The organism is uncultured Tenacibaculum sp., assembly GCF_947498805.1.
Classification (GTDB): Bacteria; Bacteroidota; Bacteroidia; order Flavobacteriales; family Flavobacteriaceae; genus Polaribacter.
In genome coordinates, this window is the sequence record NZ_CANMLT010000011.1 from 1 (window position 1) to 24,582 (window position 24,582).

15 protein-coding genes and 1 pseudogene are annotated in these 24,582 nt (G+C 33.3%); 9 read left to right on the top strand and 7 right to left on the bottom strand.

What is annotated here, in order from left to right:
• The 3 genes and pseudogenes from Q0873_RS17230 to Q0873_RS17240 form a co-directional block, all read right to left on the bottom strand.
• Nucleotides 1–5,012, bottom strand: a pseudogene (locus Q0873_RS17230) (hypothetical protein); the annotation flags it as partial.
• A gap of 49 nt (nt 5,013–5,061) precedes the next feature.
• Complete coding sequence (locus Q0873_RS17235) at nt 5,062–6,906, bottom strand: PorP/SprF family type IX secretion system membrane protein (protein WP_299109764.1); 1,845 nt, start codon at nt 6,904–6,906, stop codon at nt 5,062–5,064.
• Between the two features lie 5 nt (nt 6,907–6,911).
• Nucleotides 6,912–9,149, bottom strand: coding sequence for a gliding motility-associated C-terminal domain-containing protein (locus Q0873_RS17240; protein ID WP_299109767.1), 2,238 nt, complete (start codon nt 9,147–9,149; stop codon nt 6,912–6,914).
• A gap of 261 nt (nt 9,150–9,410) precedes the next feature.
• Between Q0873_RS17240 and cmk the strand changes: the two genes are divergently transcribed.
• Nucleotides 9,411–10,097 (top strand): (d)CMP kinase, encoded by a 687-nt coding sequence (cmk, locus tag Q0873_RS17245; RefSeq protein WP_299109770.1) that lies wholly within the window; start codon nt 9,411–9,413, stop codon nt 10,095–10,097.
• Nucleotides 10,098–10,146: 49 nt separating this feature from the next.
• On the opposite strand, the gene Q0873_RS17250 is transcribed toward cmk, so the two are convergent.
• Complete coding sequence (locus tag Q0873_RS17250; RefSeq protein ID WP_299109773.1) at nt 10,147–11,187, bottom strand: RluA family pseudouridine synthase; 1,041 nt, start codon at nt 11,185–11,187, stop codon at nt 10,147–10,149.
• Nucleotides 11,188–11,212: 25 nt separating this feature from the next.
• Complete coding sequence (locus Q0873_RS17255) at nt 11,213–11,794, bottom strand: PASTA domain-containing protein (RefSeq protein WP_299109776.1); 582 nt, start codon at nt 11,792–11,794, stop codon at nt 11,213–11,215.
• 154 nt (nt 11,795–11,948) lie between these two features.
• Here Q0873_RS17255 and Q0873_RS17260 point away from each other — a divergent pair, with 154 nt between their 5' ends.
• Genes Q0873_RS17260 through Q0873_RS17270 form a run of 3 tightly spaced genes read left to right on the top strand, consistent with a single transcriptional unit; the run spans nt 11,949 to nt 15,137 of the window.
• Nucleotides 11,949–12,926 (top strand): D-alanine--D-alanine ligase, encoded by a 978-nt coding sequence (locus Q0873_RS17260; RefSeq protein WP_299109779.1) that lies wholly within the window; start codon nt 11,949–11,951, stop codon nt 12,924–12,926.
• Between the two features lie 3 nt (nt 12,927–12,929).
• Complete coding sequence (gene coaD / locus Q0873_RS17265; RefSeq protein ID WP_299109783.1) at nt 12,930–13,382, top strand: pantetheine-phosphate adenylyltransferase; 453 nt, start codon at nt 12,930–12,932, stop codon at nt 13,380–13,382.
• Nucleotides 13,383–13,388: 6 nt separating this feature from the next.
• Nucleotides 13,389–15,137, top strand: a complete 1,749-nt coding sequence (locus Q0873_RS17270) for a M14 family metallopeptidase (RefSeq protein WP_299109787.1) — start codon at nt 13,389–13,391, stop codon at nt 15,135–15,137.
• A gap of 30 nt (nt 15,138–15,167) precedes the next feature.
• On the opposite strand, the gene Q0873_RS17275 is transcribed toward Q0873_RS17270, so the two are convergent.
• Nucleotides 15,168–16,343 carry a GlmU family protein gene (locus Q0873_RS17275; protein WP_299109790.1) on the bottom strand — a complete coding sequence of 392 codons (1,176 nt, stop codon included), beginning with the start codon at nt 16,341–16,343 and terminating at the stop codon, nt 15,168–15,170.
• A gap of 101 nt (nt 16,344–16,444) precedes the next feature.
• On the opposite strand from Q0873_RS17275, the gene Q0873_RS17280 reads away from it, so the two are divergent.
• From Q0873_RS17280 to Q0873_RS17300, 5 genes are all read left to right on the top strand, one after another.
• The gene (locus Q0873_RS17280) at nt 16,445–16,831 is read left to right on the top strand and encodes a 6-phosphogluconate dehydrogenase (RefSeq protein WP_299109792.1); all 387 of its coding nucleotides are present in this window, start codon (nt 16,445–16,447) and stop codon (nt 16,829–16,831) included.
• A complete protein-coding gene (locus Q0873_RS17285; protein WP_299109795.1) occupies nt 16,821–17,366 on the top strand; it encodes an acyl-CoA thioesterase in 546 nt (181 codons plus the stop codon). Before Q0873_RS17280 ends, Q0873_RS17285 begins: the two co-directional genes overlap by 11 nt.
• 310 nt (nt 17,367–17,676) lie before the next feature.
• Complete coding sequence (locus Q0873_RS17290) at nt 17,677–18,759, top strand: hypothetical protein (protein ID WP_299109798.1); 1,083 nt, start codon at nt 17,677–17,679, stop codon at nt 18,757–18,759.
• A gap of 11 nt (nt 18,760–18,770) precedes the next feature.
• Nucleotides 18,771–20,858, top strand: coding sequence for a M64 family metallopeptidase (locus Q0873_RS17295; protein ID WP_299109800.1), 2,088 nt, complete (start codon nt 18,771–18,773; stop codon nt 20,856–20,858).
• Nucleotides 20,859–21,049: 191 nt separating this feature from the next.
• Complete coding sequence (locus Q0873_RS17300; RefSeq protein WP_299109803.1) at nt 21,050–21,580, top strand: hypothetical protein; 531 nt, start codon at nt 21,050–21,052, stop codon at nt 21,578–21,580.
• A 106-nt stretch (nt 21,581–21,686) separates the two neighbouring features.
• Here the strand turns inward: Q0873_RS17300 and carB are convergent, their stop codons facing one another.
• Nucleotides 21,687–24,539, bottom strand: coding sequence for a carbamoyl-phosphate synthase large subunit (carB, locus tag Q0873_RS17305; protein WP_299109806.1), 2,853 nt, complete (start codon nt 24,537–24,539; stop codon nt 21,687–21,689).
• Between the last annotated feature and the right edge of the window lie 43 nt (nt 24,540–24,582).

Genomic DNA, 24,582 nt, shown 5'->3' on the forward strand with positions numbered 1-24,582 from the left:
TGATATTCTCCGTTTCCTCCAGTTACATTTACTGCCAATGTACCATTCGTACCATCATAACACGATTCTGGTACTACGTCAAAAGTTATTGGATCTGGAGCAGTTACTGATACATTTACTGGTACACAGGTAGTTGATGCAATAGAAATTCCAACATTATCAATAAAATTACCTACAGTAATACTTCCTGCCGCTGAAACTGCTTCAAAGATTAAAACAGTAGTGGTCTGTCCTGCTGGAACAGTATAAGTTCCTGAATATGATCCCCAAGCACTAGTCCCATCAGTCATCGTTTCTACAACACTTGCTGAAACTAAGTCCGAACCAATTCTAACAGAAGCAACATCTGTTCCTGCCCTACCTCTATGATCTACTGACCAAGAGATTACGTCTCCAGGTCTTGTACAATACTCTTGGTATAATAATGCTTCCTGAGATGCATTTAACTCAACAAAATAATCTCCATCAGAAGAAGGAACTCCATTAAATCCAGATCTCCATACTTCAATTATGTTATTTGATGGTATACTGCTATTTGCAGATGTTGAATCCCATCCAGGAATATCATTCTCATTTATAAGCCTAAATCCTGTGAATGCTGTTGGTACATCTTCAAAACTTCCATTTTGGAATGCATCTGTATTACATCCACACAATGTACAATTTCTACTATCTCTAACTTCAATTGTATAATCTGTTGCGCTAGCTGCTACATTGGTAAATACATTTGATGTTTGCCAAGTAGTTCCTCCATCAATAGAATATGTATATGGAGGTGTACCTCCATTAGCCGTTACTGTTATTGTTGCACCTGGCCCTGAACATGATGCTACTTGTGTTACTGCTGCACTTACAGTTAATGGTGTTGGTTCTGTAAGGGTTACTTGACCTAAACTAATATCACAATTTACAGCTCCATCTGTTTCTCTTACTCTTACATCATATACACCATCAGATAGTCCAATTATTCTATAAGGGTTATCTACTGCAACACCCCATGTTGCTCCCCCATCTATAGAATACTCATAATTTGCTCCTATAAAATTAGTTCCTGTAATGGTTATTGTTCCATCACTTGAATCATGACACGTTGCATTTGTACTTCCGGTAACAGTTGCTGAAAATTCATTATTTGGAGCGACTGTTACATTAATATCCTCAGTACAATTACTACCGTAATCTACTGTAATAGTATGCCCACCAACAGCAACATTGTTAAACACGTTACTTGATTGAGCTGTTCCTCCATCTAAACTATATGTATATGTTCCTGTTGGATTTGGTGTAATTGTTATATTTCCTGTTCCATCACAATTATATACAATCCCACTTGTTAGAGCAGGCGCTCCAGGTAACCCTGCAATAGTAATACTTGGATTAATTGTAAATCTACATCCATTTGCATCTTGAACAGTTAATGTATAGGTACCTGCTGTTAACCCTCCTTTAACTGGGTTATTTGAAGCACTTGTATTTGTACCATCACTTATTTCATAAATATAAGGAGCGGTTCCTCCTGTTACATTTTCAATAGTAATTTCTCCTGTTTCTGTACAGGTATAATTCTGTGTAATTCTCGCTGTAGCACTGATTGCATCTGGCTCTGTAACTACAATATTTGGAATTGAATAAGTACATTGATATGTAGCTCTTGATGCTCTTACATCAATTGTATATGTATTTGGAGCTAGATTATTAAATATTCCAGTAGTATTCCAATTGGTTCCTCCATCGATACTATATTCTAAAGTATACCCTAATGAACTTCCGTTTACTCCAACATTAATTACTCCATCCGTTCCTCCATTACAAGATACTGGTGTCGCAGAATTTGTAAATGTTAACGGTGCTTCTACGAGAATTTCAACAGGTTGAGAAAGAAGATAACAATTGTTGTCATCTACGATTGCAAATTGATAAGTTCCTTCATTTCCATTAGGAACATCAAATGTAAATGTATTTGTTGCCATACTAACAAACTCTGAAGCCGGCACATCGGTAATATCTGTATAAGGTGTTCCTATAGCCGGGCTAGACCAAACTGCCATCGAATATAAAATTCCAGAAGATGGATCTGTTGTTCCTCCTCCAGCAGTTAACTCAATAATTCCATTGGAAGTTCCATTTAAACAAGTAATGTCTTTCAGCTTAACTGCACTTAAAGTAAGTTCGGCAGGCTCAGTAATTACTACCGTTTCTGTAGCAGTACATTGTGGTGTAGTTACAGTAACTGTATAAGTTCCTCCATCGGTTACATTAAACACATAATTATTATCTGCAACCGGTCCATGACTTCCTATTACACTTCCTCCTTGCGATAAGGTATAGGTATAATCTCCTGGCACATTATTAACCTGTGCACGAATAGATGCTGGTTCATTAGCACATGCCATATTAGATGTAATCACATCTAAATCAATATCTAAACTTCTAACATTTATTAATGGGAATGAATATACACAAGATGCAGCAGTAGGATTGTTTAGTCTAATTGATAAATTATAATCTCCTGCCTGAGTAACTGCAAATGTGTTGCTTGTTTGATAATCTACAAAATATCCATCTGTAGCTGTTCCTGCAACACCACTTAAACTATATTCGTAATCTACAGGAATATTATTTATAATAATTTCTCCTGGAGCACTACAAGTAATATCATTTACTACGATACTTGGATTTAAGGTTGCTTTAAATACATTGAAGTAAAAACTTCTTGGACATTGCCCATCGTATAAAACATCTAATCTAAATTCACCTGCATCTGTAAATGTTTGAGATAATTCTCCTGAACCTACTTCATTCCAAGTACATGCGGTATTAATATTTGCACATCCCGTTACGGTTTCATCTGGACATGATGTTTCATCTAACTGAAACCAACGTACTGTTGTTGCTGAGGCTGGATCAAAAGGTAAATTGATCGTCCTCGCACTACCATCTCCACATAAATAAATTTCTGCAAGATCAAAACTATTACTCGGACAACTTGTTAATAAACGGTCTGCAAATGGTTGAAGTGGGTTCGGTTCTGAGCTAAATGAAATAACATTTACTATTTCCTGTGTATTAACACAACCTACTGGTGCTGTTGTATTTACGGTATACCTTCCAGGTCCATTAACGGTAACTGATTGTGAATTTCCTATAACGGTACCGGAAGAATCCGTCCATACATAGGTATCAAAACCATTTCCTGCTGTTAAGGTTACACTGCTACCACAAATTACTTGGTCTCTTTCGAAAACACATCCACTGGTATCTACTAAGAAGTTTGAAGTACCCACAACTCCAAAATCACAGGCATCAATGGCTGCGAAACTTGGTTCATTTATAATTCTATCATATGCAGGATCACCCGTAGCAGATTCATCTCTACTATAATTTGCAAAAGCCTGGTTTTGAATTCTATTTGAACAAACGTCTCTTAACTGACTACAATCTGTTACTACTCGAGTTCTAAACCTAACTCTATATGCTGGGTCATTTTCCTCTACTAAATTATCTGGAATATCAAAGTTTAATTCTCCTCTAAACCCATTGGCTAAAGAAGGAGCTGTATAAGTATAGGTTACTCCAGGTGCTTGAGATAAATCAATATCTGCTTCTATTAAATCAACATTTTTAGGAAGTCTATCAATTAACTCAGTATCTAAGGCATCGTCCGTTCCAGTATTTTGGAAACTTACTTCGTACCATAAATAATCACCTAAATTTAATGCTGTACCTGATAAGTCATTTCCAGCACCATCATCAATTGTTTTTACTAAACGTAGTTTTGGTTCTATAACTTCTACTGCCAACGCATTTAGAAAAGGCCAGTAGACATCCCCATCGGTTGTAAATCGGAGATTTGCGCTAGTTTGACCATTCCCTATTATTCCATTACTTCCTCCATTATCTACCTCAAATAAATCTACATCAAATCCTAATGTATTCTCACTATCAGGTTCTCTTCCAGGCCCTGTTAAAAAGGTATCATTTTCACTTATAGAACCATTAAAAAAGTTATATATTCTATCCCATACCCACCATCCAATAGTGGCATCCCATACCCAGCCAAAGGTCGCTGGATTTATATTTGGAGTAGTTTGATCTACATAATCTCCATTGGTATCTTGAATTTGAAAACTATCTCCAGGTATACTATTATCACCTTCTAAAGCACCTACCAGAATCTTAGCTCTTACAGGTCCTACAGGAATTGTTTTAAATCCTGAATATGAAATATCTGTAAATGGATTTGAAGTTGGATTAATTGTAGCAAACCCATCAAATACAGATATGTTTTTACTAGACAACCCTTCATTTTCGTAAATAATAACTATGGTCCATCCTCCAGCGCCTCCAAGCCCGTTATCCTCATCCTCTCCAACTGTTGCATTAATATTTGCTGCAAAATACTCTCCATTAGGATCTGCTAATCCAGAAACCATTGCTGTTATATCTTTAAAACAAACATATGGTCTAGCACTAGGAAGATCATTTTGAGCATAAATTACTTCACTAACTCCTGCATTTATATCTCTATAGGTTGTATCTCCCGGAAGTTTTAACTTCATATCCCTGTACTCATCTCCCCTGGGGTTTTCATCCTCCCAATTATCATAAGGATATACTCCTCCCCAATATAATCCAGCGAACACTACTCTAGAACAATTCGGTAAGTTTAGTGTCGACTTAGACGAACAAAAAGTGTCATCATCTCCATCACCATTCTCATCAACCATACCATCAATGTCAATATATTGCATATTTACATTACCATTGGAATCTGACCCATCATAAGGATCAGTTGGAGAACCACTACTATCATCTCTACTAAGAATATTATTAGCAATAAAGGTTATATCTCCTCTTACATTTAAACCTCCAGCACCTAAACGATTTGTAAAGGCAACGTCTGGCCTTCTGTTGACAGTTAATCTTTCTGTAACTTTTTGATCTTTTATTTGTGAAAAAGTATTTAACACAAATAAAAAAGCGGCAAATACTAAGTGTATTTTTTTAATCATATTCAAGGGGAATTGAATTTATAATTATTTTATTATATGCAAATTTAGATTATTTTATGTGAATTATAGATTTCCTATCATAAAACGCACCATCTAAATTACTATTATACATACGAATAGCTTCTTCTCTACTATTCGTTTTAAATATATAGGTATGATAATATCCTGTTGCTGGATTTATAAAATATCCTGCATCAATACCATCACTTCTTAACTCGTCTACATTTCTATCTGCATATGATTTTAAACCATTTACATATACTTGTAAATAATATCCTGGCTCTATACCATCTGACTTAGATAATGTTCTTACTCTTGCAGGGGGTTGTGACTTTGGTTCTCTGTAAGAACCTGCTTCTCCTCCTAAGGTAATTTTTACTTTATAAACTGGATCTTTAACTTCCTTTTTAACTTTAATTACAACATCATCTTCATCTTCGTTTTCAAACTGTCTCGTACTATCGTTAAAATCTTCAAGCATTTCATCAGCATCTTCTTCCTTGGCAAACCTATCTACATAAACATAATAGATTTTCTTATTAGGTTCAAATACATATTTAACAATATCCGAATCTTTATTTCTGCTCTTAAATTTATTAATTAAAGCATCTGCATTTTTCTTGTTTCTAAACTGGTCTAAAACAATATAATACATAGTACCACCACCTCCAGCTCTTTCAACATAACTCTTTCTCCAAGGTTTATCACTTCTTCGTTTTAAAGAAGTATCCTTTTCTTCAGCATCTTCTTTAGGTTGCTGAATAATTGTAGTTGTATTGGTTGGTTGATTCTTTAATAACTTTAAAATTTCATCAACTTTCTTATTTAAAATATCTATAGAGTCTTGTGCTCTTTGAATTTCATCCGATAAATCGTTGTGTTCTGGATTATTATACTCATTCTTTGTCTCAGGCTTTCTTTCTGGCAATGAAACTTTTACTTTTCCAGATCTACGTGGTGGAATTCTTCTAGGTTTAAATGACTTCTTACCAAAATTATAAATAATTCCTACTTCATTTGTTGCAGCAAAACTTGATTTTTCATAACTAAAACCAATAGCAAGCTTCTCTGATATATTAACACCTACACCAGCAGAAATCCCAAAATCTTTATCATATCCTAGTTTTGCCCAACCTGCTTTTGGTAAATCAAAAATAACATTTGCTGCATACCCAAAGCTTCCTTCTCCTGGTTTTCTTGCAATACCTAAAAATCGTAAATCGGCACCTTCTAACATTCCTGTTGCATAGGTAAACTCATGTGAATACATTGCATGTGCAGAATATGTTTTTTCTCCAAAAGAAGTGGCCATTTTGCTCTCTTTCAAGTTAAAATCTACCAAGTTCTCAAAAAACACCCCAACATCAAACTTTCCAAAAGAAACTGTTACAGCTGGTTGCAACATCACAATTGGAATGTCTTGAAAATTTGCTACTTGTGGATCTGGAACTGTAGAATTTACCTTTACTGCATCTGCACTTCTTCTACTATATAAAAAATTAAACCCAAAGGTTAAATCCATGTTTTCATTTAAACGTAATCTTTGTGCGTAATTAGCAATGGCTCCAAAATCTTTAAAAACTCCAACTTCTTGCTGGTATATAGCTATACCTGCTCCAACATTATCACGCATTTTCCCCGAATACGCTCCAATATAAACTCTTGGGTTATCTTCAAACTCAATATTACTATTTCGAACAATAGCTGTTAATGAAGTTTTATTTTCTCTTAAAGCAGAAAAAGTTGGCACCGTTAAAAAACGGTTGAACTTCATAAAGCTACGAGAATTAAAGGTGTTATATTCTTGTCCACTATTCGTTGTTTGCCCATGAAGCAAAGCTCCACTGAACAAACTTAAAAACAACAAAGTATAAACTACGTATTTTTTCACCATACTTTTTAATCTAAAACAGAAATTGTACCTGCTTTGACAAGTACATCTTCTCTTATTATTTTATAATAAAATACTTTTTGGTTTCCTAAATTTTCTTGAGGCCAATTATTTTGATAATCGGTTGTCTTAAACACTTCCTTACCATTGGCATTAAAAATAATAATATCAACTGTCGGTTGAAAAGCCAATCTATTGGTTATCTGCCAGGTATCATTAATTCCGTCTCCATTTGGAGAAACAATATTTGGCACGATAAGTTGATCATCCTGCTCTACAGCCTCTATCTTTTTTTCTACAGTACAACTTCCCACGGTTGCTACTACTGTATAAAAACCAAAAGCACTTACATCTAACGTTTCATTGGTAGATAAAATTGTTCCTGTAGTACCATCTCCTTGATACCACACATACGATTCTGCCCCACTAGCAGTAACCGTAACCGTTTGCCCTACCTGTAAAACCACTATTTCTGAAGGAGTTACCTGTACTACTGATTCATCAAACGGAACCACTTCAATAGGGTCTAACGTTTTTGAACAATTTGCATCAAAGAATTTTAAGGTATACGAACCAACCTCTGTAACATCAATAAAATCTACATTAGTTGCAAACGGCGCTGCTGCACCGTCTTTATACCATTCATAAGTATATCCTGCCAACAAACCATCTCTAATAGTATATCTAATAGTACCACCATCACATAAAGAATTTGAAGCCTGATTAGAATCAATAATAGGATCTGGTGCAATTAATTTTATATCTAAAGGGTCTGAATTTGTATTTTTGTTTCCTGCTTCTACATTTAAGAAATACGAACCATTTTCTGTATATGAACCAATAGCATATGTAGTTCCTGTAGCTCCTGTAATTGGTCCGGTAGCGTTATGCCATTGATACGAAAGTAATGCAGGCGTTGCATTTAATTGAGCATCACTCAAGCCATACGTTTTATCATCAGTGGCCTTTACATCTATCCCTATAATTTTTAATGTAGTGTTTGTTGATTGACATTCTATATAAGGATCTGCAATAATAGTTGTAATGAATTCACTTACTCCTAACAAACAAACCTCTTCTGAATTTACAATTTCAGGACATGACGATGACGATGATGCCGTACTAGTTACTTGTACATAATAACACCCCGGTTCAACCGCAGTCCATTCACTACTTGTAGATGGTAATGGATTACCATCTTTAAACCATTGATAAGTTACAGCTACAGATGATGGTTCTATCGTAACTTCTAACTTTTTCCCTTCTCCAGGTAAAACTATATTATTATCAATAGGTACATTGTTTACGCTGAAACTTGCACCTCCTTTTTGTTTTAACTCTACCTCAGCAGATGATTCTACAGAACAACTTCCATCTTTAGAACTTATTTGTACTTTGTATTTCCCAAACTGACCCGCAACCGTTTCATAGGTAGGACTTGTTGCTCCATTAATGGCTGTACCATCTCGAAACCATTGATAATTATACAATGCCGTATTTTGCGTAGTTGCTTCGAATGTATGTGTTTCATTTCCACAAATTTCTATCTCATTAGCTCCAATTATTTGAGCGTCTGCAACAGTAAGACCTACTACCTTTGCAATTATACTCTGTCGTGTACCACAAACACCATAATCAATTCTAGCTTGATAATCCCCAGCTTGAGAAACTGTTAATCTTGGCTCTGTTGTTGTTGTAAAAGGCGTTAATGCACCATCTTTAAACCATTCAAAAACTCCTGTTTCACCAGATATACTTGCAATTTCTATAGTAAAAGTATCTGTTCCACATAAAGTTGCATTAGCATTAACCAACATAAGTATAGGTCCATCGCCAATCATATCATATGCTGAAAAAGCATCAGACTCTGGACTTGTCGCTGCTGGTTTATCTGCTTTAATTCTTATTTTATATCCAGAACCAAAGGTTCCATCCGGTAATTGAAAAGATACTGCTGGATTAAACTGACTGTTTATACTTGCGTCGGTAATTTCCCTAACAATGGTTGGAGATGCAAAACTCCCATTTGCGTCTGAAAGTTCTATCGTAAATTTATTATCACTATCAAAAGTGCTACCCCCAACTCTAATTGTTATAACAAAGTCCTTTTTAACGTTGGTATCATCACATGCGCTCGTCCCAAAAGACAATTCTGGTTTTAATAAAGTTTGTCCAACAACATGATGGCTATATAGGAGGCCAATAGCAATTATAAAAAAAGTAAGTGCCTTAATGTGTTTATACATCTGAGGGTTCTTTTTAAGGGAAAATCAAAATTACACTTTTATTGTTAGTATTCACTCAAAAATTGAACAAATATTAACAGTTAAAAATATAAAATGCACACTACATGTGCAACTTATTATGCATAACGTTAAAAAAAACATAAAATTATATAATCTGTCAATTGATTTTCAGCACTCAAGAAAATTGTGAAAAACTAAGTTCTTAAAGGGCAAAAACTATTAGAAATCTCCCGTATATTTGCCTTCTATTTTTCACACAATATGACTTCAAAAATCACCATAGCTATAGACGGTTTTTCTTCTACTGGAAAGAGTACTATTGCTAAACAACTGGCTAAAGAACTAGGATATATTTACGTAGACACAGGTGCTATGTATAGGGCTGTTACCCTATATGCTATGCTACAAAATTATGTTTCTGAAAAGCATTTTGATATAGTTGATTTAACAGCCGATTTATCCAATATTTCTCTTTCTTTTACTTTTAATGAAACCTTAGGTTTTGCAGAAATGTTTTTAAACGGAAAGAATGTAGAAAAGGAAATTAGAACCATTGAAGTTTCTAAATTAGTGAGTAAAGTAGCTGCTATTTCTGAAGTACGTAAAAAGTTAGTCAACGAACAGCAAGAAATGGGAAAAAACAAAGGAATTGTAATGGACGGGCGTGATATTGGAACAGTAGTTTTCCCAGATGCAGAGTTAAAATTATTCATGACTGCTTCTGCTGACAAACGTGCAAAACGCCGTTATAAAGAACTCATAGACAGAGGTGATAAAGTGAATTATGAAGAAATTCTACACAACGTTCAAGAACGTGATAGAATTGATTCTACCCGAGAAGATTCTCCATTAATAAAAGCAGATGATGCCATTGAATTTGATAATTCCGACATGGGACTTCAAGAACAGTTTGAACGCATCATGAGTTTGGTAAACGACAAATTATAAAAGCATAAAAAAGCAGTGAAATTTTCACTGCTTTTTTTATGTATATCTTTTAATCTTCTAGTTCTAACGTAGAGTTTTCTGAGTAACGCTTCCACTTCTCTAAGCAATCCGTAATATCTTTAGGAATTTCTGAATTGAACTGCATAAACTCTCCTGTTTTAGGATGTGTAAACCCTAATGTTTTAGCATGTAACGCTTGTCTTGGTAAAACTTTAAAACAATTGTCTACAAACTGCTTGTACTTTGTAAAAGTAGTTCCTTTTAAAATTCGATCTCCACCATAACGTTCATCATTAAATAATGTATGACCAATATGCTTAAAGTGTGCTCTAATTTGATGTGTTCTACCGGTTTCTAATTTACACTGTACTAAAGTTACATAAGTATAACGTTCTATGACTTTAAAATGAGTAATTGCAGGCTTCCCATGTTCTCCATCAGGAAAAACAGCCATTTGCATTCTATTCGTAAAACTTCTACCAATATGACCCTCAATAGTTCCTGTATCTTCATCTATATTCCCCCAAACCAAAGCATAATACAAACGCTCTGTGGTACGGTCAAAAAATTGTTTTGATAAATGTGCCATTGCAAATTCTGTTTTTGCAACTACTAAAAGTCCACTCGTATCTTTATCTATTCGATGTACCAGTCCAGGACGATCACTACTATTATTAGGTAAGTTTTCAATATGATGAATTAATCCATTCACCAGAGTTCCAGAATAATTTCCATGCCCAGGATGCACTACCATCCCTGGTTCTTTGTTTACAACGATTACTTCATCATCTTCATAAACAATATTTAATGGGATATCTTCTGCTACTAATAAGTTCTCATGTGGTGGATATGCCAATACTACTCTAACTACGTCTTTTGGTTTTACCTTATAGTTAGATTTTACAACAGTATCATTTACTAAAATGTTTCCAGCCTTCGCTGCTTGTTGAATTTTATTTCGAGTAGCATTTTCAATAAAGTTCATTAAAAACTTATCTACTCGTAATGGCTCTTGACCATCGGTTGCTACAAATCTATAATGCTCGTATAAATCGTCGTTTTCTATATCGTTTGTTCCGTGTTCTTTCATCAATAAATCAATCTACATTTCATTCTTAATTACCATTACCATCTCCCAAAACTAAGTCAATGGTCGTTTGCTTTGGTAACTTCATTCCTGATTCTATTTTCTTCCCTTTATATTTCAAACCTCTTACTACATCTTTTCCGATATCTCTAACATAGCTAACATCGGTTCCTACTTTAAATCCAATCGAACGCAAATGTGTTGTTGCTTGTCTTTTTGTACGACCATTTAAATCTGGAATTAATACATCTCTATATTTAGACGGATTTAATGTCAAGTAAATTTTTCTTTTTTCTTTTACAAAATCTCCTGGTTCTGGATTTTGCTCTAACACCGATTTTTTAGGATAATTCGCATTATAACTTGCGCTATCAATAATTACAAATTCTAAATCTAATTCATTCAATTTAGTTTCTACATCTGCCAATGACATCTTATGCAAATTAGGTACTTGTATTTTTTGACCATGATTGGTTGTTACACCCAACCACCATTGCAATAAAAACACAAAAACCAAAATACCTACAATAGCAAAAATGATTTGTTTTAAAAATGTTTTACTCTTTATAAATTGAAACAATCCTTTAATGTTTTCAGAAAAATTACTCATAGTTATTCTTTAAAAGGTCGGACAAATTTACCATAAAAATATTAGTATTTTTAAATACTAAACAATTAAACGAGTTTTTTTGGTAAGTTTGTATATGAGCTTCAAAATTGAAGCATAATCGTTTTTTAAAAACTTCTACAAAAGAAACTAAACAGTGAAGAAAAATATAGCCATTATCATGGGAGGATATTCATCGGAAGTAGAAATATCCTTAAAAAGTGGAAATGTAGTATACAAACATCTTGATAAAGAAAAATACAACGCATTTAAAGTTCATATTTTAAAAGAAAAATGGGTTTTAGTTGATGAATACAACCACGAATACCCTATAAACAAACATGATTTTTCTGCGGAAGTAAATGGTACAAAAATCACCTTTGATTGTGTATTCAATGCTATTCACGGTGCTCCAGGTGAAAACGGAACTATCTTAGCGTATTTCGATTTAATCAAATTAAAACATACTTCTGCTCCATTCTACCAAATGGCACTTACCTTCAATAAGCGAGACACCTTAAGCGTTGTAAAACAATACGGAATACCGACCGCTACTTCTATTTATTTTGATCAAGGAGATAATGTATCGGAGAAGGAAATTATTGATAAAGTAGGGCTACCTTGTTTTGTAAAACCAAATAATGCAGGCTCTAGTTTTGGTATTTCTAAAGTAAACAAACAAGAAGAATTAGCCTCAGCAATAGAAAAAGCTTTTAAAGAAGATTCGGAAATTTTAATTGAAAGTTTTCTAGATGGAACGGAAGTTTCTGTTGGTGTAATTGATTATGAAAACGAAACTAAAGTATTACCTATTACAGAAATAGTTTCTGAAAACGATTTCTTTGATTACGAAGCTAAATACGAAGGAAAATCGCAAGAAATTACTCCTGCAAGATTATCTAAAAAACAAGAAGAAAACGTAATCGAAACCGCGAAGCGTGTATACGAAATTTTAAATATGAGTGGCTTTTCTCGGTCGGAGTACATTTTTGTAAATGATATTCCTCATTTTTTAGAAATGAATACCGTTCCTGGTTTAACAGAAGCAAGTATATTACCACAACAAGCAAACAAAGCTGGTATTAGCTTATCACAACTTTTTGGAAACGCTATTGAAACAGCTTTAAACAACTAACATATGAAAAGAGCTATTTTCCCAGGGTCTTTTGACCCAATCACCTTAGGACATGTTGACATCATTGAACGTGGTGTTACTTTATTTGATGAATTAATTATTGCTATTGGTGTAAATGCCGATAAAAAATATATGTTTTCTTTAGAAGAGCGAAAACAATTTATTGAAGATACTTTTAAAGATGAGCCTAAAATAAAAGTAGTTACGTACAGTGGCTTAACTGTTAACTTCTGTAAAGAACAAGAAGCTCAATTTATTCTAAGAGGCTTAAGAAATCCTGCTGATTTCGAATTTGAAAAAGCCATTGCTCATACCAATAGAAAACTTTCTGAAATAGAAACCGTCTTCCTATTAACATCTTCAGGAAAAAGTTATATCTCCTCTTCTATTGTAAGAGACGTTATTCGAAACAATGGTGATTATACAGGTCTGGTTCCTGACGCTGTTAGAATTTAACTTTTTATGAAAAAACTATTTCTTTTACTATCTATCTCTTTGTTAGCTTCTTGTAAGACTACTAAAGAAAAAGCTCCTGTAGATTTTACTACTACCTTTGAAAAATCAAACAGAACGGAAACTCCAGAATATAAAGAGGTCATTTCATATTATAAGAACCTAGCCACTTCATATCCAGAAATTTCACTTTTCGAAATGGGAGAAACGGATGCTGAAAAACCATTACATCTAGTCGTTTTTAATGCTGAAGGAAGCATTGGTAAATCACAATTAAAATCTTCACCAAAAAATCGAATTTTAATTAATAATGGTATACATCCTGGAGAATCCGACGGAATTGACGCATCTATGTTATTATTAAGAGACATTGTTCAAAATGACTCTTTAAAAAAACTGTATAAAAACTCCCTTATTTGTGTTATTCCTGTATATAATATTGGAGGAGCTTTAAACAGAAATTCCCACACCAGAGCTAATCAAAATGGACCTAAAGAATATGGTTTTAGAGGGAATGCTAGAAACTACGATTTAAACAGGGATTTTATTAAGCAAGACACTAAAAATGCGGCTTCCTTTGCAGAAATCTTTCATTTAGTAAATCCAGATATTTTTATTGATAATCACGTAAGTAATGGAGCAGATTACCAATACACCTTAACGCATTTGTTTACCCAACACAATAAATTGGGAGGAGATTTAGGTAAATTCTTAGAAGAAACTATGCGTCCTGAAATGGAAAAATCATTAAACAATAAAAACATAGATATTACTCCTTATGTAAATGTTTGGGGCACCACACCTGAAAGTGGTTGGAATCAATTCTATGATTCTCCAAGGTACTCAACGGGATACACCACGTTGTTTAATACTCTTGGATTAATGGTGGAAACACATATGTTAAAACCCTATAAACCACGTGTAGAACAAACCTATGAACTAATGTTTTCTGCTTTAGATATAGCTGAAACACATTCAGCAAAAATAAAAGAGTTACGTACACAAGCGTCACAAAAAATAATAGCGAAAGGCACTTATCCTTTGGCTTTCAAAGTTGATAAAGAACATCCTTCAACTTTTAATTTCAAAGGTTATGAAGGTGAACTGATTGATAGTAAAGTTACCAATGGTAAACGCTTATTTTACGATCAAACCAAACCATACACTAAAGAAGTTAATTATTATAACAATTATATAGCTACCAAAGAAATACCTATACCGAAAGCCTATATTTTACAACAAGGTTGGCATAAAGTAGTTGATCGATTACAAAATAACCAAATTGAGTTTTCTCGTTTTAAGAACGACACTGTTATTAATGTAACCGTAAACCATATTAAGAGTTTTGAAACTAGAAAATCGCCATACGAAGGACATTACTTACATTATAATACCGAAGTAAGTTCTTCTATTCAAAAAATAAAGTTTAGAAAAGGTGACATATATATTCCAACAAATCAATTAGGAATCCGATATATTATTGAAACACTAGAAGCTGAAGCTACAGATTCTTTTTTTAACTGGAATTTCTTTGATACCATTTTACAACAAAAAGAAGGATATTCAGCGTATGTCTTTGAAGACATTGCAGAAACTTTTTTAAAGAAGAATCCAAAAATTAAAGCAGCTTTTGAAGAAAAGTTAGTCACTGAAGAAGACTTTGCTAAAAATCCAAGGGCACAACTCTATTGGATTTATCAACAAACACCACATTATGAAAAGGCACATAAGAGATTGCCTATTTATAAAGTAAACTAAAAAAAGCCTCATTTAAAATGAGGCTTTTTTTTAATAATTTCTATATTGTTTTGTTTGTTCAAAAACATGTTCTAAAATTCGCTGTTCTTTATCATCAAACTCCACATTTCTACGCTTCATTACGACCTCAGCTACTTCAAAAACTTTATTAGTTTTGTATTCGGTAAAACCAGAAGCTCCTCCCCAACTGAACGATGGCACAAAGTTCCTTGGAAATCCACTACCAAATATATTTGCAGAAACACCAATAACTGTTCCTGTATTAAACATGGTATTGATTCCACACTTCGAATGATCTCCCATCATTAAACCGCAAAACTGTAATCCAGTTTTAGCAAAACGTCCTGTTTGATAATCCCATAAACGAACTTCAGCATAATTATTCTTTAAATTCGAATTGTTCGTATCAGCTCCTAAGTTACACCATTCTCCTAAAACAGAATTCCCTAAGAATCCATCATGTCCTTTATTAGAATACCCCATTAAAACCGAGTTATTCACCTCTCCTCCTACTTTACAATATGGACCTAAAGTAGTTGCACCGTAAATCTTTGCTCCTAACTTTAATACAGAGTTCTCACACATAGCCAATGCTCCTCGTACCACTACTCCTTCCATAACTTCTGCTCCTTTTCCTATATAAATTGGCCCTGTAGAAGCATTTAAAGTAGCAAACGTTAGCTTAGCTCCTTCTTCTAAGAAAATATCATCTCTATTGATACAGTTTACCGTTTCTGGTATCGGTGCGGATTTTCTTCCTTCCGTAATCAAATCAAAATCGGCACGAATCACTTTATCATTCATTGAGAAAATATCCCAAGTATTTTTGACTTGCAAAATTTCATCCTCAAATTCAATTTCTTCATAAGAAGAAAAATCTACTTCCTCTTGTGTATCTGTTGTATAAAATGCAATTACATCCTCACCTTTAAAAACAGCCTGATTTGGTCCTAGATTCTTAATTACTTCGATTAAAGACTTTGTTGGTAAAAAAGAAGCATTTAACAATACATTTTCTTCCATTTCAACCATTGGGTACTTTTCTTCTAAATACTCTTCAGTAATTGTTGTAGTTGTATACCCTAAAAACTTCTCCCATTTCTCACGAATAGTTAAGATTCCAATTCTAATGTCAGCTACTGGTTTTGTATATGTAAATGGTAATAAAGCATTACGCACATCACCATCAAATAAGATATAATTCATAGTTTCTATTTTCTAGTATAGCAAACTTACCAATTTCCATTCATTTTACAAGTCAAAATATTAATCTTACATTTGTTTAAGCTTAAAATAAATATGGCTTTATGAAGAAAATTTTAGCGTTGATACTTGTAGTTATTACCTTAATTGCTGCTCTATACTATTCTTTTATCTATTTTATTCCTTATAGTGAGGGAGTTCGCTCTGGTGAATTGATTAAAATTAGTTATAAAGGAGTACTTGTAAAAACATGGGAAGGAGAAATTAGTCAAGGTATTTCTGGCGCGCAGATCTTCTCTTTTTCTGTAGAAGATAAGGAAGAACAGGTTATTAACGACTTACAAAAATTCCAAGGTAGATACGTAAAGGTACATTATAAAGAACGCTTTGGAACATTTTTTTGGTTGGGTGACACAAAGTATTTTATTACAAAAGTAGAAGAAGAGCAATCTCCTCACTTTAGAGGCGTTACAAAAGAAAATGAAGAATAATTTTAAAAACATAGAAGATACTTGCATTACCATTTCTGAGTTAATGCTTCCTTCACATGCTAACTTTAGCGGTAAGATTCATGGTGGTTACATATTAAATTTAATGGATCAAATTGCATTTGCTTGTGCTTCCAAACATTCAGGTACTTATTGTGTTACTGCTTCGGTAGATACCGTGAATTTTATCAATCCTATTGAGGTTGGAGAACTCGTTACTATGCGAGCTTCTATAAACTATGTTGGAAACACTTCTATGGTCGTTGGAATCCGTGTAGAATCTCAAAACATTCAATCAGGAAAAGTAAAACATTGTAACTCTTCTTATTTTACCATGGTTGCTAAAGATGACAAGGGAAACAACTCTAAAGTTCCTGGAATTATTATTAGTAACGAAAATGAAATGAGAAGATTTTTAGAAGCAATTCATAGAAATGAAACTAAAAAGAATCGTCTAATAGATTTTGATAGTGAGAACTTCTCTCCAAAAGACCATATGAAAGATTTGGAAAATTACAATGTAAAAATCACTTTGTAATTACCTTAAAACTTATCTTTTTTATCTAGATAAAACATCAAAATTATTTATCACCACTATTCTTTTTTAGATTTAAATCTACTCATAAAGAAAAGAAAACCACTTATTAAATAACAGGAAAAAAAACTTATTTTTCTTGTTTTCCCCTATACCTTAAAAGTAATTTCTCTCTAGCCTTCCCCCTACCTTTTCCTATTTTATTTAAAGTCTACTTCCTGAGTGAATTGGTGGTTTTACATTGTAGTAAAAATACTTCTTCAAATTAATTTTGGAACGCAAAAATTAATTAACACTAATCAAAACTTTAACCATGAAAAAACTAACTTTAGTAGTTATTGGTTTACTTCTTTCCTTTAATTTGTTTTCTCAACAAGTTAATATTAAGTACAACCCTAACAACCATTCTCTAACGGGAACATTGAACAAAGTTCCTATTTCTAAACTAATTGATGCGCTTTCTAAACAAGATTTAAACTTGTTTATTGTTGGTGATAACCGCAATTTTAATGTTAATGGACAACTATCCAACACACCTGTAGATGCTGCTCTTTCTAAAATTATTCCTTCTAAAGTCAAATACTTCTACAAAGTCGATTCTAAACAAGGAGAACGAAATAGAATTGCTAAGACTTCTCAAGTAAAAAAACTAACATTAATCAGACCTCAGTTAATCACTTTTAAACAATCTGGTGATAAAAATGCAACTAAAGACACTAATAAACCGCAATTAAACACTGCTAAGAAACTTATTAGCTTAAAAAACATTAACATCCTTAAAACTTCTAAAAAAGTAAAGGATCCTGTACAACCAAAAAACATAAAATTCAGAGGTTCTACTCAGATGAGTACTGTAAGAAGGATTAAACCCGTTCTACAAAGTAGAGTAAGAAAGATTGATCTTCAAGTTCCAAACCTTCTTTTAAGTAAAAGAAAAAAATCGGGTAAAAAACACTTGGTAGTTACTTATAAAATAACTCAGAATGGTATTACACCTATATCTAAAGCAGAAGAAGATGGAGATTATAAACTATCAACCGAAACTTCAGGAGATTGGGGGATTATCGGACTAGAAGGAGACAATGCTGTCATTGCAGAAACCTTTGAAAACCCGCTAAGCTACCGTACCATTTTTGATCCTGAAAGAAGTGATCATAAAGAGTTTACTGCAAAAGAGGCCTATGTAACAGTAAAAATGCCTTTAAAGTTCAAATCTAAAGTAACTTCTAAAAAGCTTGATCTTAAACTCGTAAAATTTAAAGACTTCTCAAAAGCCACAAATCTTTTACAAAAAGTAAAAAACAAACAACTACGAAAAAGTGAACTTAACAGATCTTTTCAAATATTAAGAACAGCTCCTAAAGTTGACTTTACTAAACTTAGAACTACTAACTAATTCGCTACAAAATGAAAAAATCACATATTATATTAACATTATTGATAACATTTTTTGTGATCAATTGTTATTCACAAACAAAAAGAACTTTACTATACAATGGAAGTTCTGCATCAAAATTTGACATCGTTTTTATGGGGGATGGATTCACCTCAACAAACCAAAGTGAGTTTAATAATCTAGTAGACGATTATTTTAAGGCCATGTTTACCCACGACAACGGAAACTTAGACAATGTATTATCAGAATTACAAGATGCGTTTAATGTCTATCGTGTAAACCTTAATTCTGCACAGACAGGGGTTACACAATACACCTGCGACAATGATGATTGTAGCAATAATACAGCTAGTAGCAGAAACACTGCATTAAACTTTAGATACTCAGGATGCTGGAATTGCTGTTGGATGGCGAAATCTGGAAATACCGACTCTAAAATTAATAACGCTTTAAGCTCAGTAGGTTTATCTGGAGCAGAATTTGTAGTTGTTATTTTAAACGAATCTGGATTTGGAGGTTGTTCTTACGGAAAAGTATTATCCATCACCAAAACTACAAGCAACAATGTTTTATTACATGAATTAGGTCATTCTGTAGGTAAACTAGCTGATGAATATGACAGACCTGGATGTTTTGGTGGTTCAAATCCGTCTGCTGTCAATGTAGATAAAAGTAGTAATCCGGGTAAATGGAATAAATTTGCAAAAAGCACCGTTACAACAGGAGCTCCTAATGAATATAATGTTGATGGATTCGAAGGTGGACGATATAAAAAAGAATGTATTTACAGACCTTCTAGTAATAGTACCATGAGAGGAAACACCAGCTTGTTTAACCCTCCAAGTTATAACGAGTTTTGGAAAAGAAATAAATCAAAAAGTAAATACAACTTTAATAAACCTATCATTGGAAACTTCCAAGGAAATAGCTACAATGATGTAGTATTGCATTACGGAAAATACATCGCAGCATACCCAACAGAAAGACCTAGAGGATTTACAGGTAGCGGTGCTAATACCACAAGACCGGCTAACTCCTACATGACCACTAAAAAAGTTAAAGGTCCGGGAGGTACTTGGTATGTTTCTGAAAAAGACAAGTTTTTTGTAGGTGATTTTACCGGAGATGGGTTTGATGATTTACTAGTTTTCTATCCAAACAAACAATATTCTAGATTGGGAATTTTAAAATCTACACCAACTGGTTTTGAATGTATTAGAAAAATATACTACAATCTTCCAGGATGGCAAATGAGAAACGGAGATCGTTTTCTTATTGCAGATTTTAACGGAGACGGAAAAGATGATTTTTATATTTTCAATGGAACAAACTGGAATCAAGGGTATATGGGAATGTTTAGATCTACCGGAAGCAATTTTTCTTTAGCTAGACGCTATGACAAATACTTACCAGGGCATTTTATGACTTCTTCAGACAAATATTATGTTGCCGATTTCAATGGAGATAATAAAGAAGAATTAGTTCTATTTAATCCTAATTCTAAAGTTACCAGAATGTTTAAATCTTCAGGTTCTTCCTTATCGAAAACAAAAGAATACTTTGCTAGCCTACCTGGTTGGACTAGTAAACCTGGAGATAAATATTACATTGCCGACATCAATGGAGATGGTAAAGATGACCTTTATGTTTTCAATGGAACCAATTGGGGACCAGAGTATTTGTTATTACTACGTTCTGACGGTACACAATACAAATACATTAAAAGATACAACGATGCGCTACCAGGTTGGAACATGAACAATAGAGACAAGTTTTATGTTGCCGACATTAATGGAGATGGTAAAGACGATTTGTATGTGTTTAATAATCAAGATTGGTCTACTCAGTACTTAGGTCGTGTAATTACGAACGGAAGTACAGTTAGCGTTTCTTACCAAACCGATTGGATTGGAGGTTGGAATTTAGGCGCTTCTGATAAACTTATTGTAGACAACCGTAAGACAGGAAGAGATCATCTTTTTATACATAATACAAACTGGTTTTCGTATATGTGGGCTGGTAATTCAAATATGTATATAAAAGGAATGTACAAAGACTATATTCATGCCTTTAAACATCATGATTATGGCTGGTACTAGTCCATTAAGATAAACAACATTAAAAGAAATAACACAGGTTGCATATTTGTGTTATTTCTTCTTTTAATTAAAAATATAGATTTTGTTCTATTTCCATTTTAACTCATCGTTAAAACCAAACAAATAATGCAAGTTTTAAAATTCTTGTATCTTATATACGTTATAGTATTATACCATCTTAAAATCTTATCATGAAGTATTTTATATTCCTTTTTCTAACTGTTTTTCTTTCACTTAATCATTGTAAAACAAATTCAAGTGCGCAAAGTCAACCTATAACAAATAGTGATGTCCAAAATTACTATTATACTGTTACTTTTGAATTCACTAAACATACATATCGATTTATTTCAAAAAACATAAATGATGGTAATCTTTCTTTTGACATCCAAACTCCTACAGATATGTTTCTTGTAGCTTATAAAGACAATAAGTTGTTATTTCTTAGCGAACTAGACGACCCGTTAGTTATGAGATCTATTGGTGAAAATGAGCTAGAACAAACGATTGACAAAGCTCAATTAAACATTAATCTTCCGAAAGAGTTTTCAAAAATAAACGATGCTACTATTTTCATTTATAAAGTCAACGAATATGTAGAAAACTTTGACACAGAAATCAAATCAATAAAAAGCCTCGCTACATTAGAACAAAAACAACTCATCACAAAGAGATACACAATAAATTCTAAAGAATTAGCTTCGTTTTTAAACAAAAAATAGACCTTAAAACCTATAGATTTTTTTCAGAATATTACTAAAAAGATATCAATAAAAATCCCCAAAGGAACTTCCTTTGGGGATTATAATATATAATTTAAGTATTTTTCTATTTACTCAAGTACATCTTACGTCTTGAATATAAATCATAGAAAGTATCATCTCTTAATGAGTCAATAAATAAAATACTTTCTCCTGTAGACTTCATCTCTGGTCCTAGCTTCTTATTTACATTCGGGAACTTGTTAAATGAGAATACTGGTTGCTTAATTGCAAATCCTTCTAATTGAGGATTGAAATCAAAATCAGTTACTTTCTTCTCTCCTAACATCACTTTCGTAGCATAGTTTACATAAGGCTCTTTATAAGCTTTCGCTATAAATGGCACTGTACGAGATGCTCTTGGGTTTGCTTCGATGATATATACTTTATCATCTTTAATAGCAAACTGGATATTTATTAATCCTTTTGTTTTTAATGCTAAAGCAATTGTTTTCGTATACTCTCTAATTTGCTCTAAAACTAATTCTCCTAGGTTAAAAGCAGGCAATGTTGCATTTGAATCTCCAGAGTGTACTCCACATGGTTCAATATGCTCCATGATTCCGATGATATACACATTCTCTCCATCACAAATAGCATCTGCTTCCGCTTCAATTGCTCCTTCTAAATAGTGATCTAATAATAATTTGTTATTTGGAATCTTACGCAATAAGTCTACTACGTGCTCTAATAACTCTTCTTTATTAATCACAATCTTCATTCCTTGCCCTCCTAATACGTAAGATGGACGCACTAATATTGGGAAATCTAACTCATCTGCTAATTTCAATGCTTCATCTGCTGTAGATGCTACACCAAACTCTGGATAAGGAATATTGTTATCTTTTAATAAAGTTGAGAAACTTCCTCTATCTTCTGCTAAATCTAACGCTTCATAACTTGTTCCGATAATTGGAATTCCGTAACGGTCTAATTTCTCAGCTAATTTTAAGGCTGTTTGTCCTCCTAACTGCACAATAACACCTTCTGGCTTCTCATGCTTAATAATATCGTAGATATGTTCCCAAAATACTGGTTCGAAATATAATTTGTCTGCAGTATCAAAATCTGTAGAAACAGTTTCTGGATTACAGTTAATCATAATTGTTTCATATCCAGATTCTTTGGCTGCATATACTCCGTGCACACAACAATAATCAAATTCTATTCCTTGTCCGATACGGTTAGGCCCAGAACCAAGTACTATAATTTTCTTTTTATCCGTTACAATACTCTCATTTGCTGGTAACTTCTCACCATCTGCAGTTTCAACTTCATTTTCAAAAGTTGAATAATAATAAGGAGTTTGTGCCTTAAACTCTGCAGCACAAGTATCTACTAACTTGTATACACGCTTTATTTTTAATTCTTCACGCTTTTTATATACTTCACTCTCTAAGCATCCTAACATATGTGCAATCTGACGATCTCCATATCCTTTTTGCTTAGCTTCTAGTAATAACTCTCTATCTAAAGTATCAATAGTATATGTAGAGATTTCTTTCTCTAACTGGAACAACTCCTCATATTGTTTTAAATACCACATATCAATCTTAGTGATATCATAAATCTTACTTAAAGGAATTCCCATAGCAATAGCATCGTAGATTGCAAACACACGATCCCAACTTGCATAGGTTAACTTTTCTATAATCTGATTATAATCTTTATATCCTTTTCCGTCAGCTCCTAAACCATTACGTTTAATTTCTAACGACTGCGTAGCTTTGTGTAATGCTTCTTGGAAAGAACGTCCAATTCCCATTACCTCTCCTACAGCTTTCATTTGTAATCCTAAAGTTCTATCAGATCCTTCAAATTTATCAAAGTTCCAACGAGGAATTTTTACGATCACATAATCTAATGTTGGCTCAAATAAAGCTGAAGTAGATTTAGTAATTTGGTTATCTAATTCATCTAAAGTATATCCGATAGCTAATTTCGCAGCAATCTTTGCTATTGGATATCCAGTTGCTTTAGAAGCTAATGCTGATGAACGAGATACACGTGGGTTAATTTCAATAGCAATAATATCTTCTTTCTCATCTGGAGAAACTGCAAACTGAACATTACATCCTCCTGCAAACTCACCAATTGAGCGCATCATTTTAATAGCCATATCACGCATTTTCTGATAGGTTTTATCAGAAAGTGTCATTGCTGGAGCTACGGTAATAGAATCTCCAGTATGGATTCCCATTGGATCCATATTTTCGATAGAACAGATAATTACTACGTTATCATTATCATCACGTAATAATTCTAATTCATACTCTTTCCACCCCATCATTGCCTTATCAATCATTACCTCATGTATAGGAGAAATTTCTAATCCTCTAGATAACGATTCTTCGAACTCAGCTTCATCATATACAATTGAGGCACCTGCACCACCTAAAGTAAAGGATGCTCTAATACATAATGGAAAACCAAACTCTTGTGCAATTTCTTTACCTTTTAAGAACGAAGTGGCTGTAGCTTGAGGAGCCATTGGTACATCGATTTCTTCCATTAACAAACGAAATTTATCTCTATCTTCCGTTATGTTAATTGCGTCAATATCAACTCCAATAATTTCTACTCCAAAATCTTTCCAAATCCCCTTCTCATCTGCTTCAATACACAAGTTTAACGCTGTTTGACCTCCCATAGTAGGTAAAACTGCATCAATTTGTGGATGTTCTTTTAAAATTTGAATAATAGACTTTGTATTTAATGGTAATAAATACACATGATCCGCCATCGAAGGGTCTGTCATAATAGTTGCTGGATTCGAATTAATTAAAATTGTTTCGATTCCATCTTCTCTTAATGAGCGTAATGCTTGTGATCCTGAATAGTCAAATTCACATGCTTGACCAATTACGATAGGTCCAGATCCAATAATTAAAATTGATTTAAGGTCTTGTCTTTTAGGCATTTTTAATAGTGTGTTGTGTGTGTTCTGTAAAAATATAAATTGA

Bases quoted from the DNA above. Each gene is read 5' to 3' on its own strand.
- Q0873_RS17235 (WP_299109764.1), bottom strand. From the start codon at position 6,906: ATGGTGAAAAAATACGTAGTTTATACTTTGTTGTTTTTAAGTTTGTTC.
- Q0873_RS17240 (WP_299109767.1), bottom strand. From the start codon at position 9,149: ATGTATAAACACATTAAGGCACTTACTTTTTTTATAATTGCTATTGGC.
- cmk (WP_299109770.1), top strand. From the start codon at position 9,411: ATGACTTCAAAAATCACCATAGCTATAGACGGTTTTTCTTCTACTGGA.
- Q0873_RS17250 (WP_299109773.1), bottom strand. From the start codon at position 11,187: ATGAAAGAACACGGAACAAACGATATAGAAAACGACGATTTATACGAG.
- Q0873_RS17255 (WP_299109776.1), bottom strand. From the start codon at position 11,794: ATGAGTAATTTTTCTGAAAACATTAAAGGATTGTTTCAATTTATAAAG.
- coaD (WP_299109783.1), top strand. From the start codon at position 12,930: ATGAAAAGAGCTATTTTCCCAGGGTCTTTTGACCCAATCACCTTAGGA.
- Q0873_RS17270 (WP_299109787.1), top strand. From the start codon at position 13,389: ATGAAAAAACTATTTCTTTTACTATCTATCTCTTTGTTAGCTTCTTGT.
- Q0873_RS17275 (WP_299109790.1), bottom strand. From the start codon at position 16,343: ATGAATTATATCTTATTTGATGGTGATGTGCGTAATGCTTTATTACCA.
- Q0873_RS17280 (WP_299109792.1), top strand. From the start codon at position 16,445: ATGAAGAAAATTTTAGCGTTGATACTTGTAGTTATTACCTTAATTGCT.
- Q0873_RS17285 (WP_299109795.1), top strand. From the start codon at position 16,821: ATGAAGAATAATTTTAAAAACATAGAAGATACTTGCATTACCATTTCT.
- Q0873_RS17290 (WP_299109798.1), top strand. From the start codon at position 17,677: ATGAAAAAACTAACTTTAGTAGTTATTGGTTTACTTCTTTCCTTTAAT.
- Q0873_RS17295 (WP_299109800.1), top strand. From the start codon at position 18,771: ATGAAAAAATCACATATTATATTAACATTATTGATAACATTTTTTGTG.
- Q0873_RS17300 (WP_299109803.1), top strand. From the start codon at position 21,050: ATGAAGTATTTTATATTCCTTTTTCTAACTGTTTTTCTTTCACTTAAT.
- carB (WP_299109806.1), bottom strand. From the start codon at position 24,539: ATGCCTAAAAGACAAGACCTTAAATCAATTTTAATTATTGGATCTGGA.